This is a genomic window from Microbacterium dauci (genome assembly GCF_030065535.1).
Lineage (GTDB): Bacteria > Actinomycetota > Actinomycetes > Actinomycetales > Microbacteriaceae > Microbacterium > Microbacterium dauci.
In genome coordinates this window covers 443679-470146 of the sequence record NZ_JASJND010000001.1, presented here as the reverse complement: position 1 = coordinate 470146, position 26468 = coordinate 443679, and the positions used below count along the sequence as shown (strand labels likewise).

General features: G+C 69.1%; 25 protein-coding genes and 1 pseudogene. 10 read left to right on the top strand and 16 right to left on the bottom strand.

The window, feature by feature from the left end; translation table 11 throughout:
* Positions 1–16 precede the first annotated feature (16 nt).
* Complete coding sequence (locus QNI14_RS02340; RefSeq protein WP_283714576.1) at positions 17–994, top strand: Gfo/Idh/MocA family protein; 978 nt, start codon at positions 17–19, stop codon at positions 992–994.
* Between the two features lie 4 nt (positions 995–998).
* Here QNI14_RS02340 and QNI14_RS02335 read toward each other — a convergent pair whose 3' ends face one another.
* Positions 999–1352: a PLD nuclease N-terminal domain-containing protein gene (locus QNI14_RS02335; RefSeq protein ID WP_283714575.1), complete on the bottom strand. Its 354-nt coding sequence runs from the start codon at positions 1350–1352 to the stop codon at positions 999–1001.
* Between the two features lie 76 nt (positions 1353–1428).
* Here QNI14_RS02335 and QNI14_RS02330 point away from each other — a divergent pair, with 76 nt between their 5' ends.
* Positions 1429–2295 carry an NYN domain-containing protein gene (locus tag QNI14_RS02330; protein WP_283714574.1) on the top strand — a complete coding sequence of 289 codons (867 nt, stop codon included), beginning with the start codon at positions 1429–1431 and terminating at the stop codon, positions 2293–2295.
* Between the two features lie 3 nt (positions 2296–2298).
* On the opposite strand, the gene QNI14_RS02325 is transcribed toward QNI14_RS02330, so the two are convergent.
* On the bottom strand, positions 2299–2688 hold the full coding sequence (locus QNI14_RS02325; RefSeq protein ID WP_283714573.1) for a DoxX family protein: 390 nt from the start codon (positions 2686–2688) through the stop codon (positions 2299–2301).
* 50 nt (positions 2689–2738) lie between these two features.
* Between QNI14_RS02325 and QNI14_RS02320 the strand changes: the two genes are divergently transcribed.
* Entirely contained in the window at positions 2739–3863 is a 1125-nt protein-coding gene (locus QNI14_RS02320; protein ID WP_283714572.1) for a class I SAM-dependent methyltransferase, read from the top strand.
* A gap of 1 nt (position 3864) precedes the next feature.
* On the opposite strand, the gene QNI14_RS02315 is transcribed toward QNI14_RS02320, so the two are convergent.
* The 7 genes from QNI14_RS02315 to QNI14_RS02285 all read right to left on the bottom strand — a co-directional run bounded on the left by QNI14_RS02315 (position 3865) and on the right by QNI14_RS02285 (position 10297).
* A complete protein-coding gene (locus QNI14_RS02315; RefSeq protein WP_283714571.1) occupies positions 3865–4323 on the bottom strand; it encodes a DUF3817 domain-containing protein in 459 nt (152 codons plus the stop codon).
* Positions 4324–4360: 37 nt separating this feature from the next.
* Positions 4361–4747, bottom strand: coding sequence for a DoxX family protein (locus QNI14_RS02310; protein ID WP_283714570.1), 387 nt, complete (start codon positions 4745–4747; stop codon positions 4361–4363).
* Positions 4744–5169, bottom strand: coding sequence for a MarR family winged helix-turn-helix transcriptional regulator (locus QNI14_RS02305; RefSeq protein ID WP_283714569.1), 426 nt, complete (start codon positions 5167–5169; stop codon positions 4744–4746). The genes QNI14_RS02310 and QNI14_RS02305 overlap by 4 nt, the downstream gene beginning before the upstream one ends.
* A 70-nt stretch (positions 5170–5239) precedes the next feature.
* Positions 5240–6064: an energy-coupling factor transporter transmembrane component T family protein gene (locus tag QNI14_RS02300; protein WP_283714568.1), complete on the bottom strand. Its 825-nt coding sequence runs from the start codon at positions 6062–6064 to the stop codon at positions 5240–5242.
* Positions 6064–7764, bottom strand: a complete 1701-nt coding sequence (locus tag QNI14_RS02295; RefSeq protein WP_283714567.1) for an ABC transporter ATP-binding protein — start codon at positions 7762–7764, stop codon at positions 6064–6066. The genes QNI14_RS02300 and QNI14_RS02295 overlap by 1 nt, the downstream gene beginning before the upstream one ends.
* Positions 7761–8657 carry a DUF8171 family membrane protein gene (locus QNI14_RS02290; protein WP_283714566.1) on the bottom strand — a complete coding sequence of 299 codons (897 nt, stop codon included), beginning with the start codon at positions 8655–8657 and terminating at the stop codon, positions 7761–7763. The genes QNI14_RS02295 and QNI14_RS02290 overlap by 4 nt, the downstream gene beginning before the upstream one ends.
* Positions 8658–8695: 38 nt before the next feature.
* Entirely contained in the window at positions 8696–10297 is a 1602-nt protein-coding gene (locus QNI14_RS02285) for an HAD-IIIA family hydrolase (protein WP_283714565.1), read from the bottom strand.
* Between the two features lie 136 nt (positions 10298–10433).
* On the opposite strand from QNI14_RS02285, the gene QNI14_RS02280 reads away from it, so the two are divergent.
* Both QNI14_RS02280 and QNI14_RS02275 read left to right on the top strand, forming a co-directional pair.
* The gene (locus tag QNI14_RS02280; RefSeq protein WP_283714564.1) at positions 10434–11405 is read left to right on the top strand and encodes a LacI family DNA-binding transcriptional regulator; all 972 of its coding nucleotides are present in this window, start codon (positions 10434–10436) and stop codon (positions 11403–11405) included.
* A gap of 169 nt (positions 11406–11574) precedes the next feature.
* Positions 11575–11769 carry a hypothetical protein gene (locus QNI14_RS02275; protein WP_283714563.1) on the top strand — a complete coding sequence of 65 codons (195 nt, stop codon included), beginning with the start codon at positions 11575–11577 and terminating at the stop codon, positions 11767–11769.
* 139 nt (positions 11770–11908) lie between these two features.
* Here QNI14_RS02275 and QNI14_RS02270 read toward each other — a convergent pair whose 3' ends face one another.
* The 5 genes from QNI14_RS02270 to QNI14_RS02250 form a co-directional block, all read right to left on the bottom strand.
* Positions 11909–12865: a carbohydrate kinase family protein gene (locus QNI14_RS02270; protein ID WP_283714562.1), complete on the bottom strand. Its 957-nt coding sequence runs from the start codon at positions 12863–12865 to the stop codon at positions 11909–11911.
* The gene (locus QNI14_RS02265) at positions 12862–13164 is read right to left on the bottom strand and encodes a putative quinol monooxygenase (protein WP_283714561.1); all 303 of its coding nucleotides are present in this window, start codon (positions 13162–13164) and stop codon (positions 12862–12864) included. Before QNI14_RS02265 ends, QNI14_RS02270 begins: the two co-directional genes overlap by 4 nt.
* On the bottom strand, positions 13161–13961 hold the full coding sequence (locus QNI14_RS02260; RefSeq protein WP_283714560.1) for an ATP-binding cassette domain-containing protein: 801 nt from the start codon (positions 13959–13961) through the stop codon (positions 13161–13163). Before QNI14_RS02260 ends, QNI14_RS02265 begins: the two co-directional genes overlap by 4 nt.
* Positions 13958–14992 (bottom strand): ABC transporter permease, encoded by a 1035-nt coding sequence (locus QNI14_RS02255; protein WP_283714559.1) that lies wholly within the window; start codon positions 14990–14992, stop codon positions 13958–13960. Before QNI14_RS02255 ends, QNI14_RS02260 begins: the two co-directional genes overlap by 4 nt.
* 80 nt (positions 14993–15072) lie before the next feature.
* On the bottom strand, positions 15073–16182 hold the full coding sequence (locus QNI14_RS02250) for a substrate-binding domain-containing protein (protein ID WP_430539227.1): 1110 nt from the start codon (positions 16180–16182) through the stop codon (positions 15073–15075).
* A 163-nt stretch (positions 16183–16345) separates the two neighbouring features.
* Between QNI14_RS02250 and QNI14_RS02245 the strand changes: the two genes are divergently transcribed.
* The 3 genes and pseudogenes from QNI14_RS02245 to QNI14_RS02235 form a co-directional block, all read left to right on the top strand.
* A complete protein-coding gene (locus tag QNI14_RS02245) occupies positions 16346–17344 on the top strand; it encodes a LacI family DNA-binding transcriptional regulator (protein ID WP_283714558.1) in 999 nt (332 codons plus the stop codon).
* 378 nt (positions 17345–17722) lie between these two features.
* On the top strand, positions 17723–21049 hold the full coding sequence (locus QNI14_RS02240; protein ID WP_430539233.1) for a GH32 C-terminal domain-containing protein: 3327 nt from the start codon (positions 17723–17725) through the stop codon (positions 21047–21049).
* Between the two features lie 96 nt (positions 21050–21145).
* A pseudogene (locus tag QNI14_RS02235) lies at positions 21146–21388 on the top strand (MFS transporter); the annotation flags it as partial.
* 162 nt (positions 21389–21550) lie between these two features.
* Here the strand turns inward: QNI14_RS02235 and QNI14_RS02230 are convergent.
* Entirely contained in the window at positions 21551–22366 is an 816-nt protein-coding gene (locus QNI14_RS02230) for a shikimate 5-dehydrogenase (RefSeq protein ID WP_283714557.1), read from the bottom strand.
* 148 nt (positions 22367–22514) lie between these two features.
* Positions 22515–23603, bottom strand: coding sequence for a LacI family DNA-binding transcriptional regulator (locus tag QNI14_RS02225; RefSeq protein WP_283714556.1), 1089 nt, complete (start codon positions 23601–23603; stop codon positions 22515–22517).
* Between the two features lie 118 nt (positions 23604–23721).
* Here QNI14_RS02225 and QNI14_RS02220 point away from each other — a divergent pair, with 118 nt between their 5' ends.
* Together QNI14_RS02220 and aroE are read left to right on the top strand one after the other, a co-directional pair.
* A complete protein-coding gene (locus QNI14_RS02220) occupies positions 23722–25224 on the top strand; it encodes a GMC oxidoreductase (protein ID WP_283714555.1) in 1503 nt (500 codons plus the stop codon).
* A 26-nt stretch (positions 25225–25250) separates the two neighbouring features.
* The gene (gene aroE, locus QNI14_RS02215) at positions 25251–26126 is read left to right on the top strand and encodes a shikimate dehydrogenase (protein ID WP_283714554.1); all 876 of its coding nucleotides are present in this window, start codon (positions 25251–25253) and stop codon (positions 26124–26126) included.
* Positions 26127–26468 lie beyond the last annotated feature (342 nt).

Below are 26468 nucleotides of genomic sequence, written 5' to 3'. Positions count from 1 at the left end.
CGCTAGGCTCGGGAGCATGAGCGCACTTCGATGGGGAATCCTTGCCACGGGAGGAATCGCGCAGGCGTTCACCTCCGACCTGCTCACCGCCGGACGGACCGTCACCGCGGTCGGCTCCCGGCGCCCCGAGGCGGCCGAGGAGTTCGCCCGCACACACGGCATCCCGCGCGCGCACGGCTCGTACGAGGCGCTTGTGAGCGACCCCGAGGTCGACATCATCTACATCGCCACGCCGCACAGCGCGCACGCCGAGAATGCGGTGCTCGCACTCGGGCACGGCAAGCACGTCCTGATCGAGAAGCCGCTGACGCTCGACGAGGGGCAGGCGATCGCGATCCGCGACGCCGCCGCAGCTCAGGGCCTCCTCGCCATGGAGGCGATGTGGACCCGCTACCTGCCGCACATGGTGCGCATTCGCGAACTGCTTGCGGAGGGAGCGATCGGTGAGCCGCGCGTGCTCATCGCCGACCACACGCAGCGCATCTCGAGCGACCCGACCCACCGACTGAACGCGCTGGAGCTCGGCGGCGGCGCGCTGCTCGATCTCGGCATCTACCCGGTGTCGTTCGCGTGGGACATCCTGGGCGCGCCAGTCGAGGTCCGCGCCGTCGGCCGGCTCGGTGAGACCGGCTCCGACACCGAGGCCGCGATCTCGCTGACGCACGCGTCGGGTGCGGTGTCGTCGCTCGTGACGTCTTCGCGCGCGGTCGGCCCCAACACCGCCGAGATCGTCGGCACCGAGGGCCGCATCTCGATCGACCGTGTCTGGTACACCCCGACGTCGTTCCGCGTGTACGCCCCGGACGGCACCGTACGCGAGGAGTACACATCGCAGGTCGACGGTCGCGGTATGCAATTCCAGGCGCTCTACGCCGAAGAGCTCATCGCCGCCGGTCGAACCGACGGCGACCTGCTCGGCATCGAGGAGTCCGTCGCGATCATGGGCACGCTCGACGAGATCCGTCGACAGCTCGGGGTCGTCTACCCGGGCTGAGCGGTCAGGCCTGCTCGTCTGCCGCGCGTCGCCGGGCGATCTCGCTCCGCAGGCGGTCTTCCTCGATCTCGCGTTCGAGGTCGGCGAGCTGCTGCTCGGTGGATCGCGCGTCGCGCGGAGAGGGCGCTGCCGGCTCGGACGCCCACGGCGCGAAGGCCGACGGCCGCGGCGCGCGCCGCGCGGCGTACTCGCGGCCGATCGCGAACCACAGCACCGTGCCGAGGAACGGCAGCAGGACGACGAGGAACACCCAAGCCACCTTCGGCAGGTGCTTCACCTGACTCTGGTCGCGGATGATGATGTCGACCAGCGCGAAGATCATGCCCGCGAGCACGAGCAGGGAGACGGCGTAGGGCATGCCCGGAGTCTATGAGGAAGCTGAACTCCAGAACCAGCCCGGGCGCGTCGGCGGCATCCGCTGTCAGACTGGGTGGATGCCGGATCTGCAGACTCCCCGCGTCGCGGTGTACCTCGACTTCGACAACATCGTCATGAGCTGGTACGACCGCGTGCACGGGCGCAACAGCTACTCGCGGGACCGTCAGCGCATCGCCGCCGACCCGACCGAGGCCGAGATCGCGGGCCGTCTCGCCGCCGCGACGATCGATGTCGGCGCGATCATGGACTACGCGGCATCCTTCGGCACCCTCGTCCTCACCCGGGCGTATGCGGACTGGTCCTCGCCGGTCAACGCGCAGTACCGCGAGCAGCTCGTCGCGCGCGCCGTCGACCTCGTGCAGCTCTTCCCCGCCGCCGCGTACGCGAAGAACGGCGCCGACATCCGCCTCGCGGTCGACACGGTGGAAGACCTCTTCCGCCTCGAAGACCTCACCCACGTCGTCATTGTCGCCGGTGACAGCGACTACGTGCCCCTCGCCCAGCGGTGCAAGCGGCTCGGTCGCTACGTGGTGGCCGTGGGCGTCGCGGGCTCGACGGCGAAGTCGCTGGCGGCCGCGTGCGACCAGTTCGACGCCTACGACGCGCTGCCGGGCATCGCGATGCCCGAGCCCGAACCGGCACCCGAGGCGCCGACGTCGAGCGGACGCCGCCGTCGCAAGTCGGTCGATCCGTCGGCGCAGCTGCTCTCGCGCGCACTCAAGCTGGAGTACGTGCGCACCGACGAGGAGTGGGTGCACCTGTCGGCGGTGAAGAACCTACTCAAACGCATGGACCCGTCGTTCAGCGAGAAGGCGCGCGGGCACCGCTCGTTCAGCGACTTCGTGAAGGCCTACCCGAAAGTCGCCGAGCTCGACGAGTCGACGAACATCGTCCGCGTCCGGGCGGTCGACACCGACGACTGAGCGTCAGGCGCGCCCCCGCGACGTCGACCACAGCGCCCAGACGATCAGTACCGGCTGGAACAGCAGCCGCACCCAGCGAGCGCGGTCGCTGTCGAGGCCGAATCCGCTGCGCTTCCCGGTCGCCTGCGCGATGTTGCCCGGGAAGATCGCCACGAAGAATGCGGCGAGGATCACGCCGACCCGGCGACGTTCCTTCGGGAGCGCGACGAGCGCCGCACCGAGCATCATCTCGACCGCGCCGGATGCCACCACGACGCCGTCCTTGTCGATGGGCAGCACCTCGGTGACGAGGTCGGGCACTTGCGCCTGGAACTCCTTGCGTGCCCAGAACAGGTGACTGAGCCCCGCGAACACCATGCCTCCGGCGAGCAGCCACCGCGCGATCGTCTTCATGGTCCGAGTATGCCCCCGGCACGGCGAGGTGTGGGCCGTACCCTGGTGAGGTGAGTCCCGAAGCGCCGTTCCCGTTCGAGCGGTTGCGGCGGACCCCCGACGCCGAAGGACCCGGTCTCGTCGCGGTCGACGCGGCGGACCGGTTGCTGCTCGACGAGTCGGAGAATGCCCGATCGGATGCCGCGCCCGGCACCATCGTCGTCATCGGCGACGCCTACGGCGCGCTCGCGCTCGGCGCCGCCCACGACGGCGCGGTGGGCGTGCGCGTGCACCAGGACGGCCTCGTCGGCGAGCAGGCGCTCGCGCGCAACGCGGCCGAGGTCGGGCTCGACGTGATCTCGGTCCCGCTGGATGCCGACGCTGTGCGCGCCGCGCGTGTCGTGCTGCTGCGACTCCCCCGGTCGCTCGACGCGCTCCGCGACATCGCCGGGCTGATCGCCGCGTACGCCGACCCGGCTGTCGTCGTGTTCGCGGGCGGCCGCATCAAGCACATGAGCGTCGCGATGAACGACGTGCTGCGCGAGGTGTTCGACCGTGTCGACGTGACGCACGCCCGCCAGAAGTCGCGCGTCCTCATCGCCCGCGGTCCGCACGACGGCGGCGATCCCGTCCCCGCCGCCGGGCGCGACGGCGACCTCGAACTCCGCGCGTTCGGCGGCGCCTTCGCGGGGGCAAAGCTCGACATCGGCACACGCCTGCTCCTCGCGCACCTGCCCTCGACCCCGCCGGGTGGGACGCCCGACGACCCACTCATCGACCTGGCGTGCGGCACCGGCGCCGTGGCGGCGCACCTCGCGTTGCGGCATCCGTCGGCCGTCGTCTCGGCGTCTGACCAATCCGCCGTCGCGGTCGCGTCGGCACGGGCGACGATGGTCGCGAACGGCGTCGCGGATCGGGTGGAGGTCGTGCAGGACGATGCACTCCACCGGCTGCCGGATGCCTCGGTGTCGTTCGTCGCGCTGAATCCGCCGTTCCACAGCGGCGCGGCGGTGTCGGACCTCATCGCGCCGCGGCTGTTCGCCGACGCCGCGCGGGCGCTGCGCCAAGGCGGCGCGCTCTGGTGCGTGTGGAATTCCGCGTTGCGCTACCGCAGCGAACTGGAACGGATCGTCGGACCGACCCGGCAGGTCGCCCGCGACCGCAAGTTCACGGTCACGGTCTCGACCCGGCGCTGACTCAGCGGCCCGGCGGGCCGACGATCAGCAGGACGACGTACAGCGCCACGACGCCGACGACCAGCAGGGTGATGAGCAGTGCGGCGCGGCGGAGGAACCAGCGCAGCAGCCGGTCGATCGGTCGGGCGTCGCGGGGGTCGTCGGTGGCCTCGAGTCGCCAGGCGCCCGCGAGTCGACCCGAGCGGCGCAGCCACATCTCGACGGGAATGGTCGCGTACGGCACCACCGCTGCGCCGACGGCGAGCACGCCGACACCGACGCTCCAGCGGTTGTTGAGCGCGACGAGCAGCGCCGTCGCCGCGTAGGCGAGGAAGACGAAGCCGTGGATGCCGCCACCGATGGTCACCGCGACGGCGGGCCCACCGACGCCGCGGATGATCAGGCCGCCGATGAGGAGCGTCCAGGAGACGGCTTCGGCGAACGCGAGCGTGCGGTAGATCGAGACGGGGGCGCGAAACACGCCTTCAGACTACCTGAAGGGTGTCAGCCCAAATACGTCAACGCCGGGTCGACCAGAGCGCCCAGACGATGAGGATCGGCTGCAGCAGGATGCGGATGAACCGCTTGCGGTCGGTGTCGAGACCGGGTGCGTCCCGCCCGGTGCGCCACTGGTGGATATTGCCCGGCCAGACCGCGACGAACAGGCCGGCGATCGCGAGGCCGACGCGTCGCCGCTCCCCCGGCAGGAAGAGCAGGGCTGCGGCGAGCATGATCTCGACCACGCCGGACGCGACGACGATCGTGTCTTTGTCGGTGCGCAGCATCCGCGTCGCCCAGTCGGGCACGACGATGCGGAACCCGCGCCGCAGCGGCCCGAGGTGTGCGGCGCCGATGGCCCCGAGGGCCGTGGCGAGCACGAAGCGGGCGACCACGCGGAACGTCACTCGAGCACGCCCGCCCGGACACCGCCGAGGGATGCCGCAACATCAGGGAGCGTATGCGTGAGGGCACGGTCGAGGTCGCCGAGGCGCGCCTGCGCGTCTCGCAGCACGGCGGCGCCCTTCGCGGTCACGCTGAGGTCGCTGGCGGCGCCGGCCTGGGCGGTCGCGTCGGCGACGAAGCCGTCGTCGACGAGGGTGTGCACCGCGGCGTGGGCGGATTGCACGGTGATGTGCGAGCGTCGGGCGAGCTCGGAGAACGAGATGCCCGGCTCGGCACCGATGTGACCGAGCAGGGCGAACTTGCGGGTGGAGATCCCGAGGGTGCGCAGTTCGGCCGCCAGTTGCGCCTCCCACGATGCGGACACGGCCAGCAGCGCGATGACGGGACTGAAGCGCGGTGCGTCGCCGGACGGGGTATCTGCCACGGCACGAGTCTAGGAGTCCGTGCGCCGCATGGTGGGGAACGATGTCACAGGTTCCCCGCGGAGGCCGGGCTCAGCGGTAGAGCGGGTACATCTCCCCCACGCTGAACGCGGTCACGATCCCGACCGCCGTCACGATGGGGACGATGACATCGCGCGGGGTGATGCGCAGCCGGGCGAGGCGGAGGCGCCGGGAGGACCCGGCATCCGTCGAACGGGTGAAGCCGCGCGTCTCGAGCGCTTCGACGGTCGTGCGCACCGACCGGGCGGTGTTGAGGAAGATCGGATAGAACGACAGCACCGCCATCTGCACGAATTGGATGCCGCTACGCCACCCCAGCAGTCCCGGTCGTTCCGGCGGCGCGACGCGCAGGCGGTAGCTCTCGAAGACGTCACTGAACTGCTCGACGAGGATCGGCAGCATCCGGTAGCCGTAGCTGACGCCGAACGCGAGCATCTGCGGGGCACGGAACGCCAGCAGTGCGTCGGACAGCTTCTCGGGATCGAGCGACACGAACGCCGCCATGCTCGCGAGCGCGACGACGCCGAGTTTGAGGTTCAGTACGGCGAGGGCGATGAGGGTGTCGAGGTTGCCGCCGAAGAGCCACGCCGCGATGAACAGGTAGAGGATCTCGAACCCGGCACCGATCACGAACAGGCCGAGGATCAGGGGGCCGACGCGGGCGAGCGCGACGGAGATCACCCCGAGCACGAACAGTCCGGCGAGCACGGTCACGTTGTGGGTGAACCAAGGCACGAGCGCGAGGCCGATGTACCAGACGACCACCGCGCGGGGGTCCATGGCGGCGAACAGTCCGCCGCGGGTCGCGTACGCCGTGCGGATGAGTTCCAGTTTGATCCACTGGACCGACAGGACGTCGTGGTGCGCGCGAGCCATCAAGCGACCGCGGTCCGGACCGGGACCGACACGGCGGCGACGAACTCGTCGACCGACAGCGGGACGGGGTCGACCCGCAACAGGGTGCCGAGTCGGGTGATGTGCGGCGGGCGGAGTGTCTGCGCCAGCTCGGGGTGGGCGAACAGCTCACGCGGAGTCAGGTCGGCGCGCACCCGGCCACCTTCCAGGACGATCACACGGTTCGCCCACTCGGCGACGAGCTGCATGTCGTGCGTCGCGACGATGGCGCAGGAGATCGTGTCGGCGAGCTCCGCGAGCATCGCGGTGACGTCGTCGCGGCTGCGCACGTCGAGGCTCGCGGTCGGTTCGTCGAGGAGCAGCAGACGGGGGCGCATCGCGAGGCCGATCGCGAGCGCCGCGCGGCGCTGCTGTCCGCCGGAGAGCATCCGCCCGTCGCGGTCGGCGAGCTCCTCCAGCCGCACGCGCGCGAGCACCTGCTCGACGATGCGGTCGGCGTCGGGGGTTCTCCGTGTGCGCGGGGTCAGCGCGACGTCTTCGCGCACGCTGCTGCGCAGGAACATCGTCTCCGGGTGCTGCGGGAGGTACGCGACCGTCTCCGCCATGCGACGCGCGGAGACGGCCCGGGTGTTCCGCCCCTCGACCGTCACTTCTCCCGTCCGTGCGACGGTTATGCCGGCGAGCAGCTTCATGAGCGTGGACTTGCCGGCGCCGTTGCCGCCGACGAGCGCAACCCGATCGCCCTCGTACACGGTCAGATCGAGATCCTCGAGGACGGGGGTGATCCCGCCTCCCACCGAGCGGTAGCCGTGCGAGACGCCCTCGATGTGGGCGACGACGCGCTCGGCGGCCCGGTCCGAGGCGACGACAACCGCAGCCCCGTCGACGTGCACGTCGTGCGCTCGGAGCACGTCGGCCGCCTCCTCCGGTGTGCGCGGAGCGGAACGGATGCCGAGGCGGTGCAGCGCCGAGACCGGTTGCGGCGCAGGGATGCCGTGCTCCTCGAGCTCTGCCGAGCGCAGCAGCGCCTCCTCGACCGGGAGGTGCCAGACGGGAGTGCCGTGCGCCATGAGGAGCACGGTTTTGGCGTACCGGGCGATGAACTCGGCGTGATGCTCGATCGTGATCACGGTCGTGCCGTGCTCGCGGTTGAGGAAGGTGAGTCGCTCGTAGATCTCCTCGGCGCGCGCGGGGTCCAACTCGGCCACCGGCTCGTCGACGATGATGACGGCCGGGGCGAGGGCGACCGCTCCGGCGAGCGCGGTCAGGTGCGCCTGGCCGCCGGAGAGCTGCCAGATGAACCGGCCCCCGAGGTCGCCGATCCCCAGCGCGCCCAGAGCCGCCTGCGCCCGTTCGGCATGGTCGTCCCAGCCGAAGTTCAGCGGACCGAAAGCGACTTCGTCCGAGACGGTGGGACGCACCAGCTGATTCTGGAAGTCCTGGTACACGTACCCGACCGTGGTGGAGAGGTCGGCGACGCTCGAGGTATATGTATCGACACCGTCGACGTGCACCGAGCCCGCGAACTCGCCTGCCCAGTAGTGCGGGATCAGTCCGTTGAACGTCTTGCAGAGCGTGGTCTTGGCGGCCCCGTTACCCCCGACCACCGCGACGAAGTCGCCGCGGTGAATCGAGATCGAGACGTTGCGGAGCGTGTCCTCGGTGGCGCCCGGGTAGCGGAACGAGAGGTTCTCGACCCGGATGATGGGGTCGTCGGTCACGGACGGGTCCGGCGACGGTGTGCAGCGAAGAGCGCGATGGCGATGGTGGTCAGCACGACGATCGCGCCCACGCTCACCCAGAGGAAGCCGTCGCCGTACTGGTCGCGGAGCTCGGTGTCGACCGTTCCGATCGCGATGTCCCACGCTTCGAGGAAGGCGAAGAAGAAGGAGGCGATCGACAGCAGGATCGCGGCGATCACGAACCAGCCGGCCTTGGGGGCTGCTCCCGGGATCGGCTCTCCCTTGACGCGCGGTCGGATGCCGAGGAGCGGCTCGATCTTGCCGTGCAGCGCCGGGATCAGCCACATGGCGGGGATGGCTCCGAAGAGGATGCCGCTCACCAGCAGGTCGACACCGAGACCGATTCCCTCGATCGCGAGAATCGACTCGGGCAGACCCTCGACGAGTTCGGCCTCCTCCAGACCGACCCAGACCTTCGTGAGGTCGACGAGGGCGGACAGCACCTTGTCGATGACGACGACCATGATGGCGCCGAGCCAGATTTGACCGCGACTGCGCGGGTCACGGATAAGCGTGCCGGCGATGTACAGAGCGAGGAACATCTGGATGAAGCCCTCCACCTCCGCCAGGCCCGAGAAATCGCCCATGAGCAGGTCAGTGAAGATGATCTCACCGAGCGGCGCGCCCAGCGCTGCCCAGAACGGGCTGAACAGGGCCACCATCGTCAGCGGGACGAAGACGAAGTACGACACCGAGATGTCAACGGGGCCGAGCGTCACATCGGGAATGATCTCCAGGATGATGTTCGACAGCCCGAACAGCGACATCGATAGCACGAAGATCATGAGCTTCTGCGGAGTGGTCAGTTCTCCGCCGGGTGCGCCGATGCCGCGGAGCGTTCCGGCGCGTTCGTAGGTGCGGGTGTCGGTCATGGCGTCCTCTGTCTTCGGGGTCGGGTGAGGCGGTCGGGTCAGATGCGGGCGGGGGCGGCGAGCAGGTCGATGAGGTCGCCGGGTTCGGAGACGACGTCGGTGACGTCGCCGGAGCGGACCGCCGCGTCGATGGCGTCGTCGTCCGTCGTGCCGCCGCGGACGATGACGCGGCGGGCGATGCCCATCGATTGCGCCGCAAGGGCGTCGTTCTGTGGCTTGTCGCCGAGGAACCAGGTGCGGGCGGGATCTGCGGCGGTGATCCGCAGGGCCTCCTCGACGATGCGTGGGTCGGGCTTGCGGTAGCCGTTCTCGTCGGAGCAGACGTAGGCCCCGATGAGCGGATCGATTCCCTGCGCGGTGCACTCGGCACGCACCGCCCGACCGCTGACCGTGTTGGAGACCACGACGACCCGGACGCCTTCGGCGCGGCAGTGCTCGAGCAGCTCCGCCATGCCGGTGCGGAGGGTGCGGCGGCTCTTCGCGCGGCCGTACCGGAACATCAGGTCCTCGGCTTCGGCGGTCAGCACGGCGCGCGCGCGCACGCTGAGGTCGGCGCCGACCAGGTCGCGCCAGAACTCGCGGGCGCCGACTTCGCGGTTCGCGCCGCCGCCGGCGAGGTTCTGCCGTTGCGCGCGCTTGCGTTCGGCGTGCCGGGCCCGCCCCTCCGCGATGAGCAGGTGTGCGCGGGCGAGCTCGACAGGCTCATCGGGCCCGTCCAGCAGCCGGGCGAGGTGTGACGCGAACGCGTCCAGCAGCGCGGCATCCGGAGCTGTTGTGGAGATGACGCCGCCGTGGTCGATCATCAGGACGGGCGCCCCCGTGGGTTCGGGTTCGGTGGTCGCCGCGGGTGCTGCCGAAGCGGGCGCCGCCGCCGACCGCAGCAGCTCTGCCAGCCCCTCGGGCGTGGGGAACACGGCGTCCGCCGTCTCCGCGATCGCGAAGGGCGGATTGTCGGTGTGCCCGCTTGTCGTGAGGATCATGCCGCCGACCCCGGCGCGACGCCCGGCGACGACGTCGCGATCCTGCGTGTCGCCGACATACCAGCACTGCGCGGGCGTCACCCCGAGCGCGGTCGCGGCCAGCTCGATCATGCCGGGGTGGGGTTTGCGCATTCCCACCTCGTCGCTGTACACCTGCACGCCGAAGGCGGTGTCGAGACCGTGCTCGGCGAGGATCGCGCGATGGCTGCGTCCGGCGTGTGCGTTGCTCACGATGCCCAGGCGGATGCCACGGCCCGTCGCCTCGGTGATGACGTCGCGGATGCCGGGGCGAAGCGTGTGATCGGAGAGCGTCAAGTTCATCTCCTCGAGCACCTCCCCCGCCTCGGCGACCAGGAGCGCGCGCACCCGGCCCGGCAGGTCGGCCGCGAGGAAGTCCCCGATGATCTCGCGGTGGGTCATCTCCCGCGGCGCCCGGCGGCGGCTCGAGGCATGCTTCCAGTGCCGGAGCGCGGTGAGCGCCGCGTCGAGCGAGGCTCGGACGCGTTCATGCTCGATCTCCCACCCGCCACGGGCGGCGCGCTCGACGATCCGGGTGGCGAACTCGTCGCGCCCGGTCGGGCGCTTCTTCGTCTGGAAGATGACACCGCCGAAGTCGAGCAGGAGCGCGTGAGGGGCGACGGTGAGAGCGGAGTCGGGCACTGCGGGTCCTGTCTGTCGAGCGATGTGCTTCGACGGTAGGGAGAGCAGGTGACACGGCAGTCGACCGCCAGTGAACGCTTGTGGAACGCTCCAGCTGGAAGACGCTGGAGCGTTCCAGCGCTGCTATGACGGAGGGGTGACCGACTCGCCGCGCCGCCGCCCGACTCTCTACGACGTCGCCGGGGCCGCCGGCGTGTCGAAGTCGCTCGTCTCGCTCGCGATCCGCGGGCAGGCCGGGGTCGGGGATGCCACGCGGCAACGCATCCTGGCCGTCGCAGACGAGCTCGGGTACCGCTCGAATCCGTGGGCGCGGTCGCTGGTGCGCGGGCGGAGCGGATCGGTGGGGGTGCTCGTCGGCGACCTGCGCGGGTACGCGGTCGACGTCGTACACGGCATCGAGGCCAGCGCCGACCGCCACGGCGTGGGCGTCGTGCTGGTCGACGGCCGCGGCGACCGCGACCTGCTCGCGCGAGGTGTGGAGCGCCTCGGCGGATTCGGCGTCGACGGGATCATCGCGGTGACGGGTCAGATCCCCGTTTCGGCGGTGCGTGCCTCAGCCGCTCCGGTCGTCATCGTCGGCCGGCCCGATGAGGTGCCGGACTCGGCGTCGCAGGTGAGCAACGACGACCGCCTCGGTGCCCGGATGGCGGTGCATCATCTGCTGGGACTCGGTCACCGGCGCATCGCGCATGTCGCCGGATCGGGGCGCGTCGCCGCGCGCCAGCGGGCGAGCTCGTACGAGCAGACCATGACAGAGCTGGGGCTCACACCGCTCGTTCTGGGATCGGTGGCGGAACTCATCGGGTCCGATGTGACGGCGGTGTTCTGCGCGACCGACCGGATCGCGGCGGAGTCGATGGGCGCGATCATCGACTCCGGCAGGCGGGTGCCCGAAAACCTCAGCGTGGTGGGCTACGACGACACTCAGCTCGCGACGTGGGTGCGCCCGGCGTTGACGACGGTCGAGCAGCCGCGGCACCTCCTCGGCGAGCGCGCGTACGCTGCGCTCGCCGAGCTGCAGGACGGTGAGCCGCCGCGCCGGGAGGTGCTGCCGCCGAGCCTCATCGTGCGTGGCTCGACCGCTCCCGTTCCGGCGAATGCGCGCTGACGAGGTCGGGGCGAACCGCCCCTGCGTCCACCGATCACTTTTCGGCTGTGGGGCACAGTCAACCTGTCGCCAGCCGGCTCCTCACGCCCAGGCACGACGCGAACCTTACAAGGGCCTCAGAAGTCCCAGTTCTCGTCGTGACGTCGCGACCGAAACCATCCACGACCCCATGCTGGTGCGCGACGTCATCCCCAACCCAGCCACCACCGCCTTCCTGGTGCGTGCGCGCGAGCGTGGAGCGGACACGCTCGACGGGCGCGCAATGCTGGTGAATCAGGCCGCGATCAATGTGCGCCTTTGGACGGGAATCGACGTCGACCGGAGCGTCATGCGTGCGGCACTGGACCGCGCCATCATGCAATGACCCGCTGCGAGTCGCACTCGCCCTCCTCCGAGGAGCGCGGGCGGGATGTGACTTCACCGTTCCCGACTGGCAGTACCGAACGAAGGCGACGCCCGAGGCTTCCAGCCTCGAGACGCCGCCTTCCGGTGCGGGCGGTCTACTAGATCGCGCCAGGCGCCCCAGCTCTGTGGAGTAGTTCCGCGCGTCGCGGCGGGTCTGCACCCGGCCGCGAGACCGTCACCGCTGCGGCGATCGCCGCGAACTCCAGGATCGCTTCCAACTCGGACAACCCGATCCGCGAAAGCTCCGAGCGTGCGGCGGCGCCCGCGAACGACGAGCGCACCAACCCGTCGATGAGTGCCCCCATGAAGGTATCCCCGGCCCCCACCGTGTCGACCACGGCGGCCCGATCCGACGCAACGGCGACGACGCCTGCCCACGAGACGGCGGTGGCGCCACCGGCACCGGCGGTCACGATCACGACCGACGGCCCGCTCTGCAGCCACGTGCGAGCAACGTCGAGCGGCTCGACATCCGGGTACAGCCAGCGCAGATCCTCGTCGCTCGCCTTGACGAGGTCGGAACGCGCGACGAACGACTCGACACGCGTGCGCGCATCGCCGTGATCCGACAGCAGAGCGGGTCTGATGTTCGGGTCGTAGGTGACGAGCGCGTCGCACCGCAGCCGATCGATCATCTCGGTCACGTCGGCCGCGCCCGGCTCCAGGAGCGCCGCGATCGACCCGGTGTGGACGACGTCGGCCCGGCCCTCGGCCACTCCTGTCAGATTCCACTCCAGGTCGAACTCGTAGGTCGCCGAGCCCGAAGTATCCAGCCGCGCTGTCGCCGTGGAGGTGCGGCTCGCCGGGGCGGCCACGACATCCACATTGGACTCGACCAGCCATGCCCGAATGGCGCGGCCGTGCTCGTCGTCCGCGAGCCGCGTGATGAGCTTCGGAGCGTGTCCCAGCCGCCCGAGGGTCAGCGCGACATTGGCCGGACTCCCCCCGGGCGCCTCGTCGACGCTGCCATCGTCGCGGACGACGACATCGACGAGCGCCTCGCCGATGACAAGGACGCGCGCAGTGCTCTGATCGGCGGATGCGTGAGCGGTCACGCGCCCGCCGCCGCATGCAAGAACGTGAGCTGACTCGCGGGCTCGACGATCAGCGGCCCCAGCGCCGCGTTGAACACGCGTCCGGCCTCCGCGCCGATGTGCTCCTCGAATGCAGCCCGGTCCCGATACTCCTCGAAGACGAAGAACCGGTCCGAGTCCTCCGCGCGGCGGTAGACCTCGAAGGTGGTGTTGCCCGGCTCCGCGCGCACGGTCTCGGCGAACCCGACGATGAGCTCCGCGACGCTGTCGGCTGCCCCCGGCTTCGCGGTGAACTCCGCGAACAGAACGACGCCAGTCATGCCTGAGCCGCGCCGGTCATGATCGCGACAGCATCCGTCATCGAGTGAGACTGCGGGGTGATGGTCGCGGCGCGCTTGCCGAGACGCTGCACATGGATGCGGTCGGCGACCTGGAACACGTGCGGCATGTTGTGTGAGATAAGGATCACCGGCACTCCGTTCTCGCGGAGGCGAACGATGAGCTCGAGCACCTGGTTCGACTCGCGCACGCCGAGGGCCGCCGTCGGCTCGTCGAGGATGACGACCTTCGAGCCGAATGCCGCCGCGCGTGCCACCGCAACGGCCTGCCGCTGACCTCCCGACAGGTTCTCGACCGCGACGGTGACGTCCTGCAGCGTCGAGATGCCGAGCCTGTGCACCTGCTCGCGGGCTTCCCTGCGCATGCCCGACGAGTCGAGGACGCGGAACAGCGACCCCGCGATCCCGGGCTTGCGCCGCTCTCGGCCGAGGAACAGATTGGACGCGACATCGAGCGCGGGCGACACCGCGAGGTTCTGGTAGACCGTCTCGATGCCTGCGGAGCGGGCGTCCTGCGGACGCTTGAAGTGCACTTCCTCGCCGTCGAGCAGCAGCTGCCCTTCGTCGGGGATGTATGCACCCGTCAGGCACTTGATGAGCGTGGACTTGCCCGCTCCGTTGTCTCCGATGACGGCGAGCACCTCGCCCGCATGCAGCCGCAGGCTCACGCCGTCGAGCCCGACAACACGCCCGAACGTCTTCACGAGGCGCTTCGCCTCGAGCACGGGCGTGCCGGCCGGTGTGGGCGCGGGAGTCACCGCGTCTTCGATGAGGCTCATTTGCGTACCTTCCTGATCCACTGGTCGACGGCGACGGCGACGATAACGAGAATGCCGATCGCGAGGGTTTGGTAGAGGCCATCGACTCCGGCAAGGAACAGCCCGTTGCGGAACACGCCGACGATGATGGCACCGAGAAGGGTCCCCCAGATGACGCCCCGCCCGCCAAACAGCGAGGTTCCACCGATCACCACGGCGGTGATCGAGTCGAGGTTGAGGTCCGCACCGGCGTTCGGGCTCGCCGCACCGGAGCGGCCGATCTGGATCCAAGCGGCCACCGCGAGCACGGCTCCAGCTGCGACATACACACTCATCAGCACGCGACTTGTCGAGATGCCCGCGAGGCGCGCAGCCTCGGCATCGTCGCCGACCGCGTAGACGTGCCGTCCCCACGCCGTTCTCCCGAGGATGTACGCCATGAGCACATAGAGACCGATCATGATGATCACACCGACGGTCAGACGCACATCGCCGATCGGGAACGCGGTCGCGGTCCACGTCAGCAGTTCGGGCATCTCGGCCTTCCGGACCGTCTGCCCACCGCTGTAGAGCAGCGTCAACGCGATGAAGACGTTGAGGGTACCGAGCGTCGCGATGAACGGCGGCAGTTTCACTCGCGTGACGAGGAAGCCGTTGAGTGCGCCCGCTGCGAGCGCCGCAACGAGGCCGGCGAACAGGGCAAGCGGCGCGGGGAGTCCATTGTGGAATGCGGTCTGCGCCATCACCATCGACGCGAGGATCATCGACGCCCCGACCGAGAGGTCGATGCCGGCGGTGAGGATGATGAGGGTCTGCGCGATCGCGACGGTGCCGACGACCGACACCTGGTCGAGGACGAGCGACAGATTGGCCGGCGCGAAGAATCGCGGATTGACGCTGCCGAACACGATGATCGCGAGGACGAGCACGATCGCGGGGCTGATCGCCGGATATCGATGCAGGACACCACGAATTCGATCAACTGGGGTGCGGCGATCGAGGAACTCGGCGGCAAGGTCGAGGGTGGACGTGGGCGGGGCTGGTTGGGTCACGGGTTCACTTCCGTCGGATTGGTGGGATGCTGCGGCCCGGTGTCCGTGCGACTCTGGACCGCAGCATCCTTCGGTGTGTCTTACTCGCCCCAGCAGATCTCGGTGGCCTCCGTGGTGTCGATCGACTCCACGCCTTCCGCCGGCTGGTCGGTGACGAGCGCAACGCCGGTGTTGAAGAAGTCGAGGCCGTCACTCGTCTCTGGCGCTTCGCCGGTCTCGACGAGCTTGACGATCGCCTCGACGCCGAGCTCGGCCATCTTGACCGGGTACTGCTGGCTGGTCGCGTCGATGATGCCGTCGGCGACCTGCCCGACGCCGGCGCAACCGCCGTCGACCGAGACGATGATCACATCGTCGCCGCTCTTGCCTGCCGCTTCGAGCGCCTGGAACGCACCGTACGCCGCCGGCTCATTGATCGTGTACACGACATTGATGTCGGGGTTCTTTGCGAGCAGGTTCTCCATCGCGGTGCGGCCGCCGTCCTCGGCGCCCTGCGACGCCTCGTTGCCGACGATCTCGTAGCTGCCGCCGCCCGGGAGGGTTCCGGTGGGCTCCTCGTCACCGTTGACCTGGTCGTCGCCGAGCTCCACGCCCAGCCCGTTGAGGAAGCCCTGGTCGCGGTTGTAGTCAACCGTCACGGCCTTGTCGTCGAACAGGTCGATGAGACCGATCACCGCGTCGCCGTCGCCGAGCGTCTCAGCCGTCCACTGGCCGATGTACTGGCCGGCGAGATAGTTGTCGGTCGCGAACGTAATGTCGACGGCGTCGGCGGGGTCAGGCACCGTGTCCAGCGCGATGACGAAGAGTCCGGCATCACGGGCCTTCTCGATCGCGTCGAGTACCGCGGGGCCGTTCGGCGTGATGAGGATGCCGGCATCCCCCTTGGAGATCGCCGCCTCGATCGCCTGAATCTGCGTATCTTCGTCACCGTCTTCCTTGCCCGCGGCGAGCGTGAGGTTCACGCCGTTCGCTTCGGCGGCGGTCTGAGCACCGTTCTGCATTGCGATGAAGAAGGGGTTCGAGTTGGTCTTGACGATCAGCGAGACGCCGATCTCGTCGGAGTCGCCGTCGGGCGTCGCGTCGGAGTTGGATCCGCCTGCGCAGCCGGTGAGCGTGAGCGCTGCTGCGGCGGAGAAGGCGAACGCGGTCAGCATGGTCGACCGGCGTCCACGGGTGTTGTGATTCTTCATTGAATTCCTCTCGGGCTGTCGTTGCCGCGTCTGACAACGATGTCAAGAGCGGTTCTACCCCACGCCATGCGATACAGTCAAGCGGCAAAGAGTCCGTCGAGATGAAATTGTGACATCGATGTCAGAGGAACAACCGCCACGGCAACGACGCCCACGCGCGACGATGCGGCAAGTCGCGACCCTCGCTGGGGTCGGCACCAAGACCGTCTCGCGGGTGATCAACAACGAGCCGAACGTCGCCGCCGCGACCGCGGAACGTGTGTGGCACGCAGTGCGGTCTTTGGATTATCACGTCGATCTACAGGCCGGCAGTCTTCGCCGCGCAGACGGACGCACGCGCACGCTCGGTCTGCTCGTGGGCAGCGTCGACAACCCGTTCGCCGGAGCGATCCACCGGGCGGTGGAAGACACCGCCATCAAGCGCGAAGTCGCCGTTTTCGCCTCGAGCTTCGACGACGACCCCGAACGCGAGTTGCGCGCCGTGAACGCGTTCTTGCGGCGGCGCGTCGACGGACTAATCCTTACCAGCGTGAAGCGGCATCCGGACTACGACGCATCGTTGCGCGCCCAGGGCATCCCCGTGGTCTACGTCGACCGTCGACCGCTGGACGCGACCTACGATTCGGTCACGAGCGACAACCGGGAGGGCGCGCGCAAAGCGACGGAGCACCTCATCAGACACGGACACCGCAGGATCGCGCTGCTGACCGACCGACTCGACATCCAAACCGCCGCCGATCGACAGCAGGGCTTCTTCGAAGCCCTCGGCCACGCCGGTATCGCGACGACGAGCACCCCCGTGATCACCGAGCTGCACGACTCGGGCGCCGCCCAGCATGCGCTGGCGCGGCTGCTGGCATCGGATCAGCCGCCCACAGCGGTCTTCAGCTCCCAGAACCTGCTCACCGTCGGGGCGCTGCACGCCCTGCGCGATGCCGGGGCGCAGCGTTCGGTGGCACTCGTCGGGTTCGACGACCTGCCACTCGCCGACCTCGTCGACCCAGGCGTGACCGTGGTGGCCCAAGACCCGCAAGAGATCGGCCGGGTCGCGGTGACACGGTTGTTCGCGCGGCTGGAGGGTCAGGATCTTGCCCCCGCGCACATCATCGTCCCCACAACGCTCATCCCCCGCGGCAGCGGCGAGATCCCGGCGCGCGCATAACCACTCTCGGCCGCTCGATGCGATTGTCGAGGCACTCGCCGACACCGATGTCAGCGTCGCACGGGGCCAAGCATTGCGATGTCCTGCAGACACTCCGTATGATCGCCGACCGAGTGCTGACATCGATGTCAGTCGCTCGGGGGAACCCGAGCGCGCGCGAAGGAGGGCGAATTGACACATTTCCGGATGCACCTGCATGGTGCACGCGAACGGCGCAACGAGCGCCGCAGTCGGCGGGCGGCGACCCTGACGGTGGCGGCCTCGATGCTCGCGACCTGTCTGGTCGGTGCCGGCACGACCGGCGCCAACGGCGCAGAGTCGTCACCGGGCGACGAGCAGTACCGGCCGCTTGTCCACTTCTCCCCGGAGAGGAACTGGATGAACGATCCGAACGGGCTCGTGTACGTGGACGGCACGTATCACCTGTACTACCAGCACAACCCCTCAGGCAATCGCTGGGGGAACATGAGCTGGGGACACGCGACATCCACCGACCTCCTGCATTGGGAGGAGCAGCCTCTGGCGATCCCCCAGACGTTCGCCGAGGACGGCCAGGCGATCGAGGACATCTTCTCGGGCTCCGTGGTCGTCGACGAGAACAACTCCAGCGGCTTCGGCACGGCCGAGAACCCGCCACTGGTCGCCGTCTACACGAGCGCCTACACGCCCGCGCACCCGACGCACGCAGGCAAGCAGGCGCAGTCGCTCGCCTACAGTACCGACGGCGGACTCACCTGGACGAAGTACGACGGCAACCCCGTGCTCGACCGCGACTCGGCCAACTTCCGCGATCCGAAGGTCTTCTGGTATGACGGCCCTGCCGGCGCGTACTGGGTCATGGTCGCCGTCGAGGCGACCGATCACAAAGTCGTGCTGTACAAGAGCACCGACCTCAAGCAGTGGCAGCACCTATCCGATTTCGGACCGGCGAACTCGACGAGCGGGATCTGGGAGTGTCCCGACCTGTTCGAGCTGCCCGTCGACGGCGATCCCGACAACACCAAGTGGGTGATGGTCGTGAACCTCAACCCGGGCGCGGTCGCCGGGGGCAGCGGCGGACAGTACTTCGTCGGCGAGTTCGACGGCACCACGTTCACCAGCGAGACCACCGAGGGCGCCCAGTCGCTCCCCGACGGCGAGGTCTTCGCGGGCTTCGACAACGGCGACTACGAGGGCTGGACGGTTTCCAACGAGCCGGGAAACTGGAAGAACGGTCCGTGGGGCTCGGTTCCGGCGGCCGGCGCCATCGACGGCCAGCAGACGGTGACGGGGTTCGCCGGCGCCGGGCTGGTCAACGGGTTCAACGACGGAGACTGGCCGGTCGGAACGCTCACCTCCCCCGAGTTCACGATCGACAGCCCGTTCATCAATTTCCTCGTCGGCGGCGGCCGGCACCCGCACGTGCCCGACGCTCAGCTGACCAACAGCCCGCCGGCAGGTAGCACGGTCTTCGACTTTGAGCTTCCTGCGAACCAGACCCTCGCCGCGGCCGGGTGGGAGATCACCGGCGACTTCGCCACCGAGCCATCGCGAAACCCCTCCACCTCCGGCGGCGACTACTACCTCGGCGCGAAGCGCCTCAACACCTGGGAGGGCGGTCCACGCGGCGACGACAATGTCGGCACCTACACCTCGCCGGCATTCCCGCTCGACGGGGACTTCGTGTCGTTCCTCATCGGCGGCGGGAAGCGGTCCGACGGCACCCTGCAGGCCGAGCTCGTCGTCGACGGCGAGGTGGTCCGGACACAGACCGGGCCCGAAGCGGGCGCGCTGAACTGGCGCTCGTGGGATGTCTCGGACTTTCACGGACAGCAGGCCCAGCTGCGGATCCGCGACGAGGCGACCGGCGGCTGGGGGCATCTCACGCTCGACCACGTCGTTGTCGGCGACGAGCAGGCGCGCGTGCGCACAGACGAGACATCCGTGAACCTCGTCATCGATGGCGACGTGGTGCGCACGGCCACCGGCTCCGACAGCGAGACCCTCGACTGGGCGAGCTGGAACGTCTCCGAGTTCGCGGGACGCAAGGCAGCGATCCAGGTAGTCGACAACAACCGCGCCGGGTGGGGACACGTGCTGCTCGACCAGGTGATGTTCGCGGATGCCGCCGCGCCGACTCGACTCGAGAGCTATGACTGGCTCGACTGGGGTCGGGACTACTACGCCACCGTGTCGTACTTCGGCACGCCCGCCGGATCCCGCATCATGCAGGGCTGGATGAACAACTGGGACTACGCGAACGACATCCCGACTTCGACGTGGCGAAGCTCCATGGCACTGCCGCGCGAGGTGACGCTGGTGTCGACGCCCGAAGGGCCGCGGCTGTCGCAGCGGGTCGTGCCGCAGATCGACGATCAGCTCGACGTCGATCGGGCGCAGACGCGCAGCGACGTCGCGGTGGACGGTGCAGCGGACCTCGACCTGTCGGGCGAGGTCGTCAAGCTCGACGTCGTGCTGCGGCCGGGCGGCGCCGACCGCGCGGGGATCTCGGTCTTCGGCGATGACGACTCGGGGACGCTGATCGGGTACGACACCGAGCTGGGCCGGCTCTTCGTCGACCGCCGCGACTCGGGAAACACCTCCTTCCACCCCGCATTCGCGTCGATCGAGGACGCCCCCGTCGCGCTGAGGGACGACGGCACCGTTACGTTCGAGGTGTACCTCGACCGGGCGTCCGTGGAGGTCTTCGCTGCCGGTGGGCTCACGACTCTGACCGACCAGGTGTTCCCCGACGAAGGTGCATCGAAGATCACGGCATGGTCGGAGGGCGGTCAGGCGCGCATCGTGCGCATTACCGCCACGCCCCTCGTCCCGACGATGTGGCAGGTCCCGGCTCCGGTGTCTGCTCCCGACGTTCCACAGTCGGTCGCGGCGGCGCCCGCCGGCACCGACATCGAAGTGACCTGGGAGGCACCGCTGGAGGATGGCGGAGCCGACGTGAGCGATTACCGCGTCTACCTCGAGGGCACCGAAGCGCCCGTCGCGACGACGTCCGGGACGTCGAGCGTCGTCACCGGCCTCGTGCCAGGTTCGTCCGCCCGCTTCGCGGTGGCGGCCGTCAACTCGGCGGGAGAGGGCGCCCGCTCGGACTGGACCGCTGCCGTGACGGTGCCCGACGGCGCCACAGCGGCGCCCGGTCGCGGCATCCTGTCGCACGACAACGGATGGGATACGGGCCTCGCCGACGGCGACTATACGGTGACGATGAACCTCTGGTGGGGTCAAAACGCGACGACGTTCCGGCTCTACGAGAACGGCAAGCTCATCTCGACCGCACCGCTGATCTACGGCGGCGTGACGGCACAGCAAGCCAAGGTCCCGGTCGGCGGTCGCTCCAACGGTACGTACGTCTACACAGGCGAGCTCGTCAACAGCAAGGGCGTCACCACGACGGCTCCCGTAACCGTGAAGGTGACGCAGGCGAGTCCGGCCACACCGGTGCTGAGCCACGACAACCATGACGGCGACGGGAGCTACGTGCTCACCGCCAACCTGTGGTGGGGTACGAATGCAACGGCGTACCGATTCCTCGAGGGCGACACGGTCGTCGCGCAGGGAACGCTGACGGCGGCGACGCCAAGGGCGCAGACCGCGACGGCGACCGTCAGCGGTGCTGCCAAGGGCAAGCACACCTACCGCGTCGAGTTCTCCAACGCGATCGGGGCGACCCTCAGCGCGCCGGTGACGGTCACCGTCAAGAAGTGAGCAGAGTGGGTGGGATGCCGGAGAGGTCGGCATCCCACCCACGTCGTATGTCGTTGCGCGCGTCGCGCGGGTCTTTATAGCCCCGAGGAGAAGATCAGCATCCGCGGCGAGCTCGCCGCGTTCCGCTCCGGACAGGTCTGGCCCTCCCTCACCGTCACAATCCTCGCCTACGGCGGCATGTTCGGCGCCTTCACCTACATCGCCCACACCCTCACCGAAGTCAGCGGCTTCACCTTTGGCACCGTGCCCTGGCTGCTCGTGCTGTTCGGCGTCGGCCTGGTCATCGGCAACCGGCTCGGCGGCCGCCTCGCCGACCGCTCCATCGACGGCACCCTCCTGCGCTCTTCGCCCGCGATTCCGGTGGCGACGATCCGAAGCGATCCGTGCGGCGGGACGGCGATTTCGCACCCAGCCGGGGATGTAGTTGGCCCGGAGGGCGGCCAGCTACCCCGCGCAGAGCACGTGAGGCGCAGGTCGAGCTGACTGAAGCGCTGGCCCGGCTCACCCTTCCCGGGAGAACGTCGAAGCGCGCTCGATCTGCTCGCGCGTCGGGGTGACGCCGGTGTAGCGCTCGAACTGGCGCGCGGCCTGCAGGGCGATCACGTCGGCGCCCGTGATGACGGGCTTTCCGGCGGTGCGAGCGGCGCTGATGAGCGGCGTCTCGGCGGGGAAGGCGACGACATCGAAGACGGTGTCGGCGGCGTCGATGTGGGCCTGCGTGAACGACAGCGCGTCGGCGTCGGGGCCGTTCATGCCCAGGGGCGTCACATTGACGATGACGGCGTGGCCCGGTGCCGGATCCGCAGTCGTCGAGCGGTAGCCGTACTTCTCAGCGATGGCCGACCCTGCTGCCTCGTTGCGGGCGACCAGAGTGAGATCGTCGAAGCCCGCGCCTCGGAAGGCGGCGACGACGGCCTTCGCCATGCCGCCCGATCCGCGCACCAGCACCGACGCGCCGGGGTCGACCGAGTGCTCCTCGATGAGCTGTGCAACGGCCTCGTAGTCCGTGTTCGACGCGGTGAGCGAACCGCCGTCGTTGACGATCGTGTTGACCGACTCGATCGCCGCCGCGGACGGCTCGATCGCGTCGACGAGGGGGATCACCGCCTCCTTGAAGGGCATCGAGACGGAGCATCCACGGATCCCGAGACCGCGTACGCCCGCGATCGCGGCGTCGATGTCATCGGTCGTGAAGGCCTTGTAGATGAAGTTCAGACCGAACTCTTCGTACAGGTAGTTGTGGAACCGGGTCCCGAGATTCGAGGGGCGCGCGGCAAGCGAGATGCACAGCGACATGTCTTTGTTGAGGATCGGCATAGAGCGATTCCATCACGAGACGGCTCGAAGGGAGAGGAAACCGCCGTAGCCGTTGAATCCGAGAGCGGTACCCCGGCGCGCTTCCAGTGGGTACCGGACTCGCGGCGCGTGGCGCCATACGGTTCTGCTCCGCAGACAGCGTCGGCTGTCAGGAAGCTATCCGCCGTGGCGGCGCAGTTGTCGAGCGGACGTGCAGTGTTGTGGGGAGGGTGCGGGTCTGTGCGGGTGCACGCTTGCGGCCTGCGAGTCGCTCTTCGATCCGCGACATGAGCAGCCGGCCGGCGACGGCGCCCTTGGCCTGCAGCGGCTGCTCGATCGTGGTGAGGCCTGCCGCTTCGGCGCGTTCGATGTCATCGACGCCCACGATGCTGAGCTGACGGGGCACGTCGATTCCGAGTTCGGCGGCGCGTGCAAGTGCACCGAGCGCGAGTTCGTCCGAGAGGCAGAACACGGCGGTGAGTTCGGGGTGCCGAGACATGAGGGCTTGCAGGCCGGTGGCGCCTGCCCGCTCGCTTGAGATCGTGCGCTCCTCGATGGGGATGGCTGCTGCATGCCCGCCGTGCGGGGCGAGGGCCGCACGTAACCCCGTGATGCGTTCGCGGAGGACGGCATAGGCAGGTTCCTCGTCCGCTGGCCAGGGGCCGTTGCGGCGGGTGCGACTGAGCCTTGGGGCCAACACGCCCACCGACCGGTGCCCGAGGCGAGCGAGGTGCTCGCCAGCCACCCGCCCCACGCCGTGGTCGTCGATGCCCACCCAGTCCCACCCAGGATCGGCGTGAGGCTGGTCCACGACGACCATCGGAACCCGCCGGGCTCTTCCCGCCGTCAGAAGTGGCTCGCCGTCGGCGACAGAGTAGATGATGAGCCCGTCGATGGCCACGGCCCCCAGCGGCGGGTTCGTGGTTGCCGTGGATGCGAGCATGACAAGGCTTCGGCCGGACTCCTGGCACGACTGTGCGACGCCGGCGAGGAACCCTACTGCGGCGTGATCCTCGAAGGCGAACGGTAGCTCGTCGGTGAGCACCAGGCCGATGGCGTCCGCACGACCCCGGCGCAGCTGGCGCGCGGCCGGATCGGGGCCGGCGTATCCCTTTCGTTCGGCCTCCGCGTGGATGCGTGCGAGGGTGCCGGCGCTCACCCGTTCGGGACGGTTGAACGCGTTCGACACGGTCGCCGTCGACAGGCCGAGCGTGCGGGCGATCGAGAGCAGTGAGGCCTCCGAAGCCTGTCTCGGCATAAGCATCTCCTTCCCAGCATATTTAACCATTCACACGAAGAGATGGGCAGGATCGCTTGCTGTGTCAAGGCTGCGTGGTCAACGATTGCTTCGTTACACATTCAGCGAAGGAGCGGGTTTGAGGATCGTCGCGGATTGCGTCGTGATCGGGTCGGGCATGGGCGGTGGGGTCACCGCGCTCGCGCTGGCACGTCGCGGAGTGGATGTGCTGCTCGTCGAGCGGGGTGAGCGCATCCGGCGCGAGCCGGAGAACTGGTCTCCTGACGCCGTTTTCCGTCGCCGCCGGTACAAGCCGTCTGAGGAGTGGCTCGACGGCAGCGGCCGCCCGTACAAGCCCGGAGTGCACTACGTCGTCGGCGGCAGCACGAAGGTGTACGGCGCGAGCCTGCCGCGGTTCCGTGAGCGGGACTTCGAGGCGACCGAGCACACGGACGGGCTCTCGCCCGCGTGGCCGTTCAAGTACGCGGACCTCGAGCCGTACTACGCTCAGGCCGAGGAGTTGTTGCGAGTCCACGGGACCTCGGGCGAGGACCCGACCGAGCCATGGCGCAGCTCCGCGTTTCCCTTTCCAGCCCTGGAGCACGAGCCGTACATCGCCGACCTCGCGGACAGACTGCGGGGCCTGGGAGTGTCGCCCGCCGCCAACGCGATGGGCGTTGACCTCCGGCCTGGTGGACTGTGCATCCGATGCAGCACCTGCGACGGATTCCCCTGCCTGCTCGGCGCAAAGAGCGACGCAGAAACGTGCGCCGTCGACCCCGCCTTGGCCACAGGGAACCTGCGTCTCCTGACCGGTGTGCGCATCGATCGGCTGGAGACCGGCCCATCCGGCAGCACTGTCGTCGCGGCGGTGGGGACCGGTCCCGACGGTGAGGTGCGGATCGCGGCATCCCGTTTCGTCGTGTCCGCCGGCGCGGTCAACTCCGCCGCTCTGCTGCTCCGGTCCGCCGACGACAAGAGCCCCGCAGGTCTCGCGAACGGCTCGGGTCAGGTGGGCCGGAACTACATGATGCACAACAACGCACACATCGCCGCGTTCGACGCCACCCGCCGCAACGACGTCGTCTTTCAGAAGACTCTGTCCGTCAACGACTGGTACCACGGCGCCGGCGACGGCGAGCCGGCCGGGGTCATGCAGCTGGTCGGCAAGGTGACCGGCTCCATGATGAAGCTCGAGGTCCCATTCGCCCCAACCGGGGCGCTGGACGAGTTCGCCAAGCGCAGCGTCGAGTGGCTGGTCATGGCCGAAGATCTACCCGCCGCCGGGAACCGGGTGACCATCGACACCGCAGGCCGGATCGTCACCCATCGCCGCGCGCTCGGAATCGACAATCACCGCCGACTCATGCGGAAGGCGAAGCGTCTCCTACGCCGCGCCGGGTACCAGGTCATCGGAACGCAATGGTTCGGGATTGAGATGAACAGCCATATGTGCGGGACGACCGTGGCCGGCCACGATCCCGCGCGGTCAGTCGTGGACGGCTGGTGCCGCGCGCACGACGCCGACAATCTGTGGATCATCGACGCCGGGTTCTTCCCCTCGAGCGCGGCGATGAACCCCGCCCTCACGATCGCCGCGCAGGCCCTGCGCGTCGTCGCCGAGACCGAGATCGCCGCATGAGCACGCCGCGAGACAAGGAGACCGCGATGCCTCAGCCCACCCCTCTCAGACCGACACTTACCGGATCCTTCTCCACACCCGCCGGGGGCAACCCGACCGGCGCGATGGTCGAGGCTGCGTATGCCCACCACGGCGTCCTCGCCCGCTTCGTGAACTGCGACGTACCACCCGAACAACTCGAAGCCGCCGTGCGCGGCGCCGTCGCGATGGGATGGATCGGGTTCAACCTGTCGCTGCCGCACAAGCAGGCCGTGATCCCCTTGCTCGACGGGCTCGCCCCATCGGCGACCCTGATCGGCGCGGTCAACTGCGTCGTGGCCGGAGCGGACGGGCTTGTCGGACACAACACCGACGGCGCGGGCTTCGTCGCGGCGCTGCGCGAGATGAGAGAGCCCCGGGGACGACACGTCGTAGTCTTCGGCGCCGGCGGAGCGGCACGGGCGATCTGCGTCGAGCTGGCACTGGCAGGGGTGGCATCCCTGCGCATCGTCAACCGCCGCACCGAACGCGCCGAGGAGATCGCACGGATCGTGCGCGAGAACACCGCGACCGATGCCACCGCACGGGAATGGACCGGCCCCTATACCGTGGATACCGACGCCGACGTCGTGGTCAATGCCACCTCCGTCGGACTTGCCCCCGACAGCTCGGCCAGGGTCAATGTCGTAGCGGCCTCACTGCAGTCCGGGATGCTGGTATGCGACGTCATCCCCAACCCACCCGACACGCCGTTCCTCCGCGAAGCACGGGAACGAGGCACCGAAACCCTCGATGGGCGCGCCATGCTCGTCAACCAGGCTGCGATCAACATCGGCCTGTGGACGGGCCTGGCCCCGGACCGGGAGGTCATGCACGCCGCCCTCGACGCCGCCATCGCGGACTGGCGGCATCCCACGTCGTGATCAAACGCGGACAGGTGGGGACCGGGGCCGACGAGTCGCCGAGTTCCCCTCACCGGCATCCTCTTCGGCACCTACCCGCTGCTGCAGTACCCCGGGGCCGGGCACTCGGAGCTGTTCACCATGGCGATTGACGGAACGGATCAGCGCGCACTCACCGCCTTCGGTGCGGACGGCCCGCGTGCGACGCAGCCACGCTGGACACAGCACGGGACGGCGATCATCTACACGCGCACCGATCAAACCGGACACCCCAGACACCTCTACGCGATGGCAGCCGACGGCACGCACGACGGACCCGTGGCATCAGAAGAGGATGTCTACACCCATCCCGTGCTACAGCCC

Excerpts from the sequence above, each read along its gene's own strand:
- QNI14_RS02340 (WP_283714576.1), top strand. The coding sequence starts at position 17 with ATGAGCGCACTTCGATGGGGAATCCTTGCCACGGGAGGAATCGCGCAG.
- QNI14_RS02335 (WP_283714575.1), bottom strand. The coding sequence starts at position 1,352 with ATGCCCTACGCCGTCTCCCTGCTCGTGCTCGCGGGCATGATCTTCGCG.
- QNI14_RS02330 (WP_283714574.1), top strand. The coding sequence starts at position 1,429 with ATGCCGGATCTGCAGACTCCCCGCGTCGCGGTGTACCTCGACTTCGAC.
- QNI14_RS02325 (WP_283714573.1), bottom strand. The coding sequence starts at position 2,688 with ATGAAGACGATCGCGCGGTGGCTGCTCGCCGGAGGCATGGTGTTCGCG.
- QNI14_RS02300 (WP_283714568.1), bottom strand. The coding sequence starts at position 6,064 with ATGGCTCGCGCGCACCACGACGTCCTGTCGGTCCAGTGGATCAAACTG.
- QNI14_RS02290 (WP_283714566.1), bottom strand. The coding sequence starts at position 8,657 with ATGACCGACACCCGCACCTACGAACGCGCCGGAACGCTCCGCGGCATC.
- QNI14_RS02275 (WP_283714563.1), top strand. The coding sequence starts at position 11,575 with ATGCTGGTGCGCGACGTCATCCCCAACCCAGCCACCACCGCCTTCCTG.
- QNI14_RS02265 (WP_283714561.1), bottom strand. The coding sequence starts at position 13,164 with ATGACTGGCGTCGTTCTGTTCGCGGAGTTCACCGCGAAGCCGGGGGCA.
- QNI14_RS02260 (WP_283714560.1), bottom strand. The coding sequence starts at position 13,961 with ATGAGCCTCATCGAAGACGCGGTGACTCCCGCGCCCACACCGGCCGGC.
- QNI14_RS02250 (WP_430539227.1), bottom strand. The coding sequence starts at position 16,182 with ATGAAGAATCACAACACCCGTGGACGCCGGTCGACCATGCTGACCGCG.
- QNI14_RS02245 (WP_283714558.1), top strand. The coding sequence starts at position 16,346 with ATGCGGCAAGTCGCGACCCTCGCTGGGGTCGGCACCAAGACCGTCTCG.
- QNI14_RS02240 (WP_430539233.1), top strand. The coding sequence starts at position 17,723 with ATGAACGATCCGAACGGGCTCGTGTACGTGGACGGCACGTATCACCTG.
- QNI14_RS02230 (WP_283714557.1), bottom strand. The coding sequence starts at position 22,366 with ATGCCGATCCTCAACAAAGACATGTCGCTGTGCATCTCGCTTGCCGCG.
- QNI14_RS02225 (WP_283714556.1), bottom strand. The coding sequence starts at position 23,603 with ATGCCGAGACAGGCTTCGGAGGCCTCACTGCTCTCGATCGCCCGCACG.
- aroE (WP_283714554.1), top strand. The coding sequence starts at position 25,251 with ATGCCTCAGCCCACCCCTCTCAGACCGACACTTACCGGATCCTTCTCC.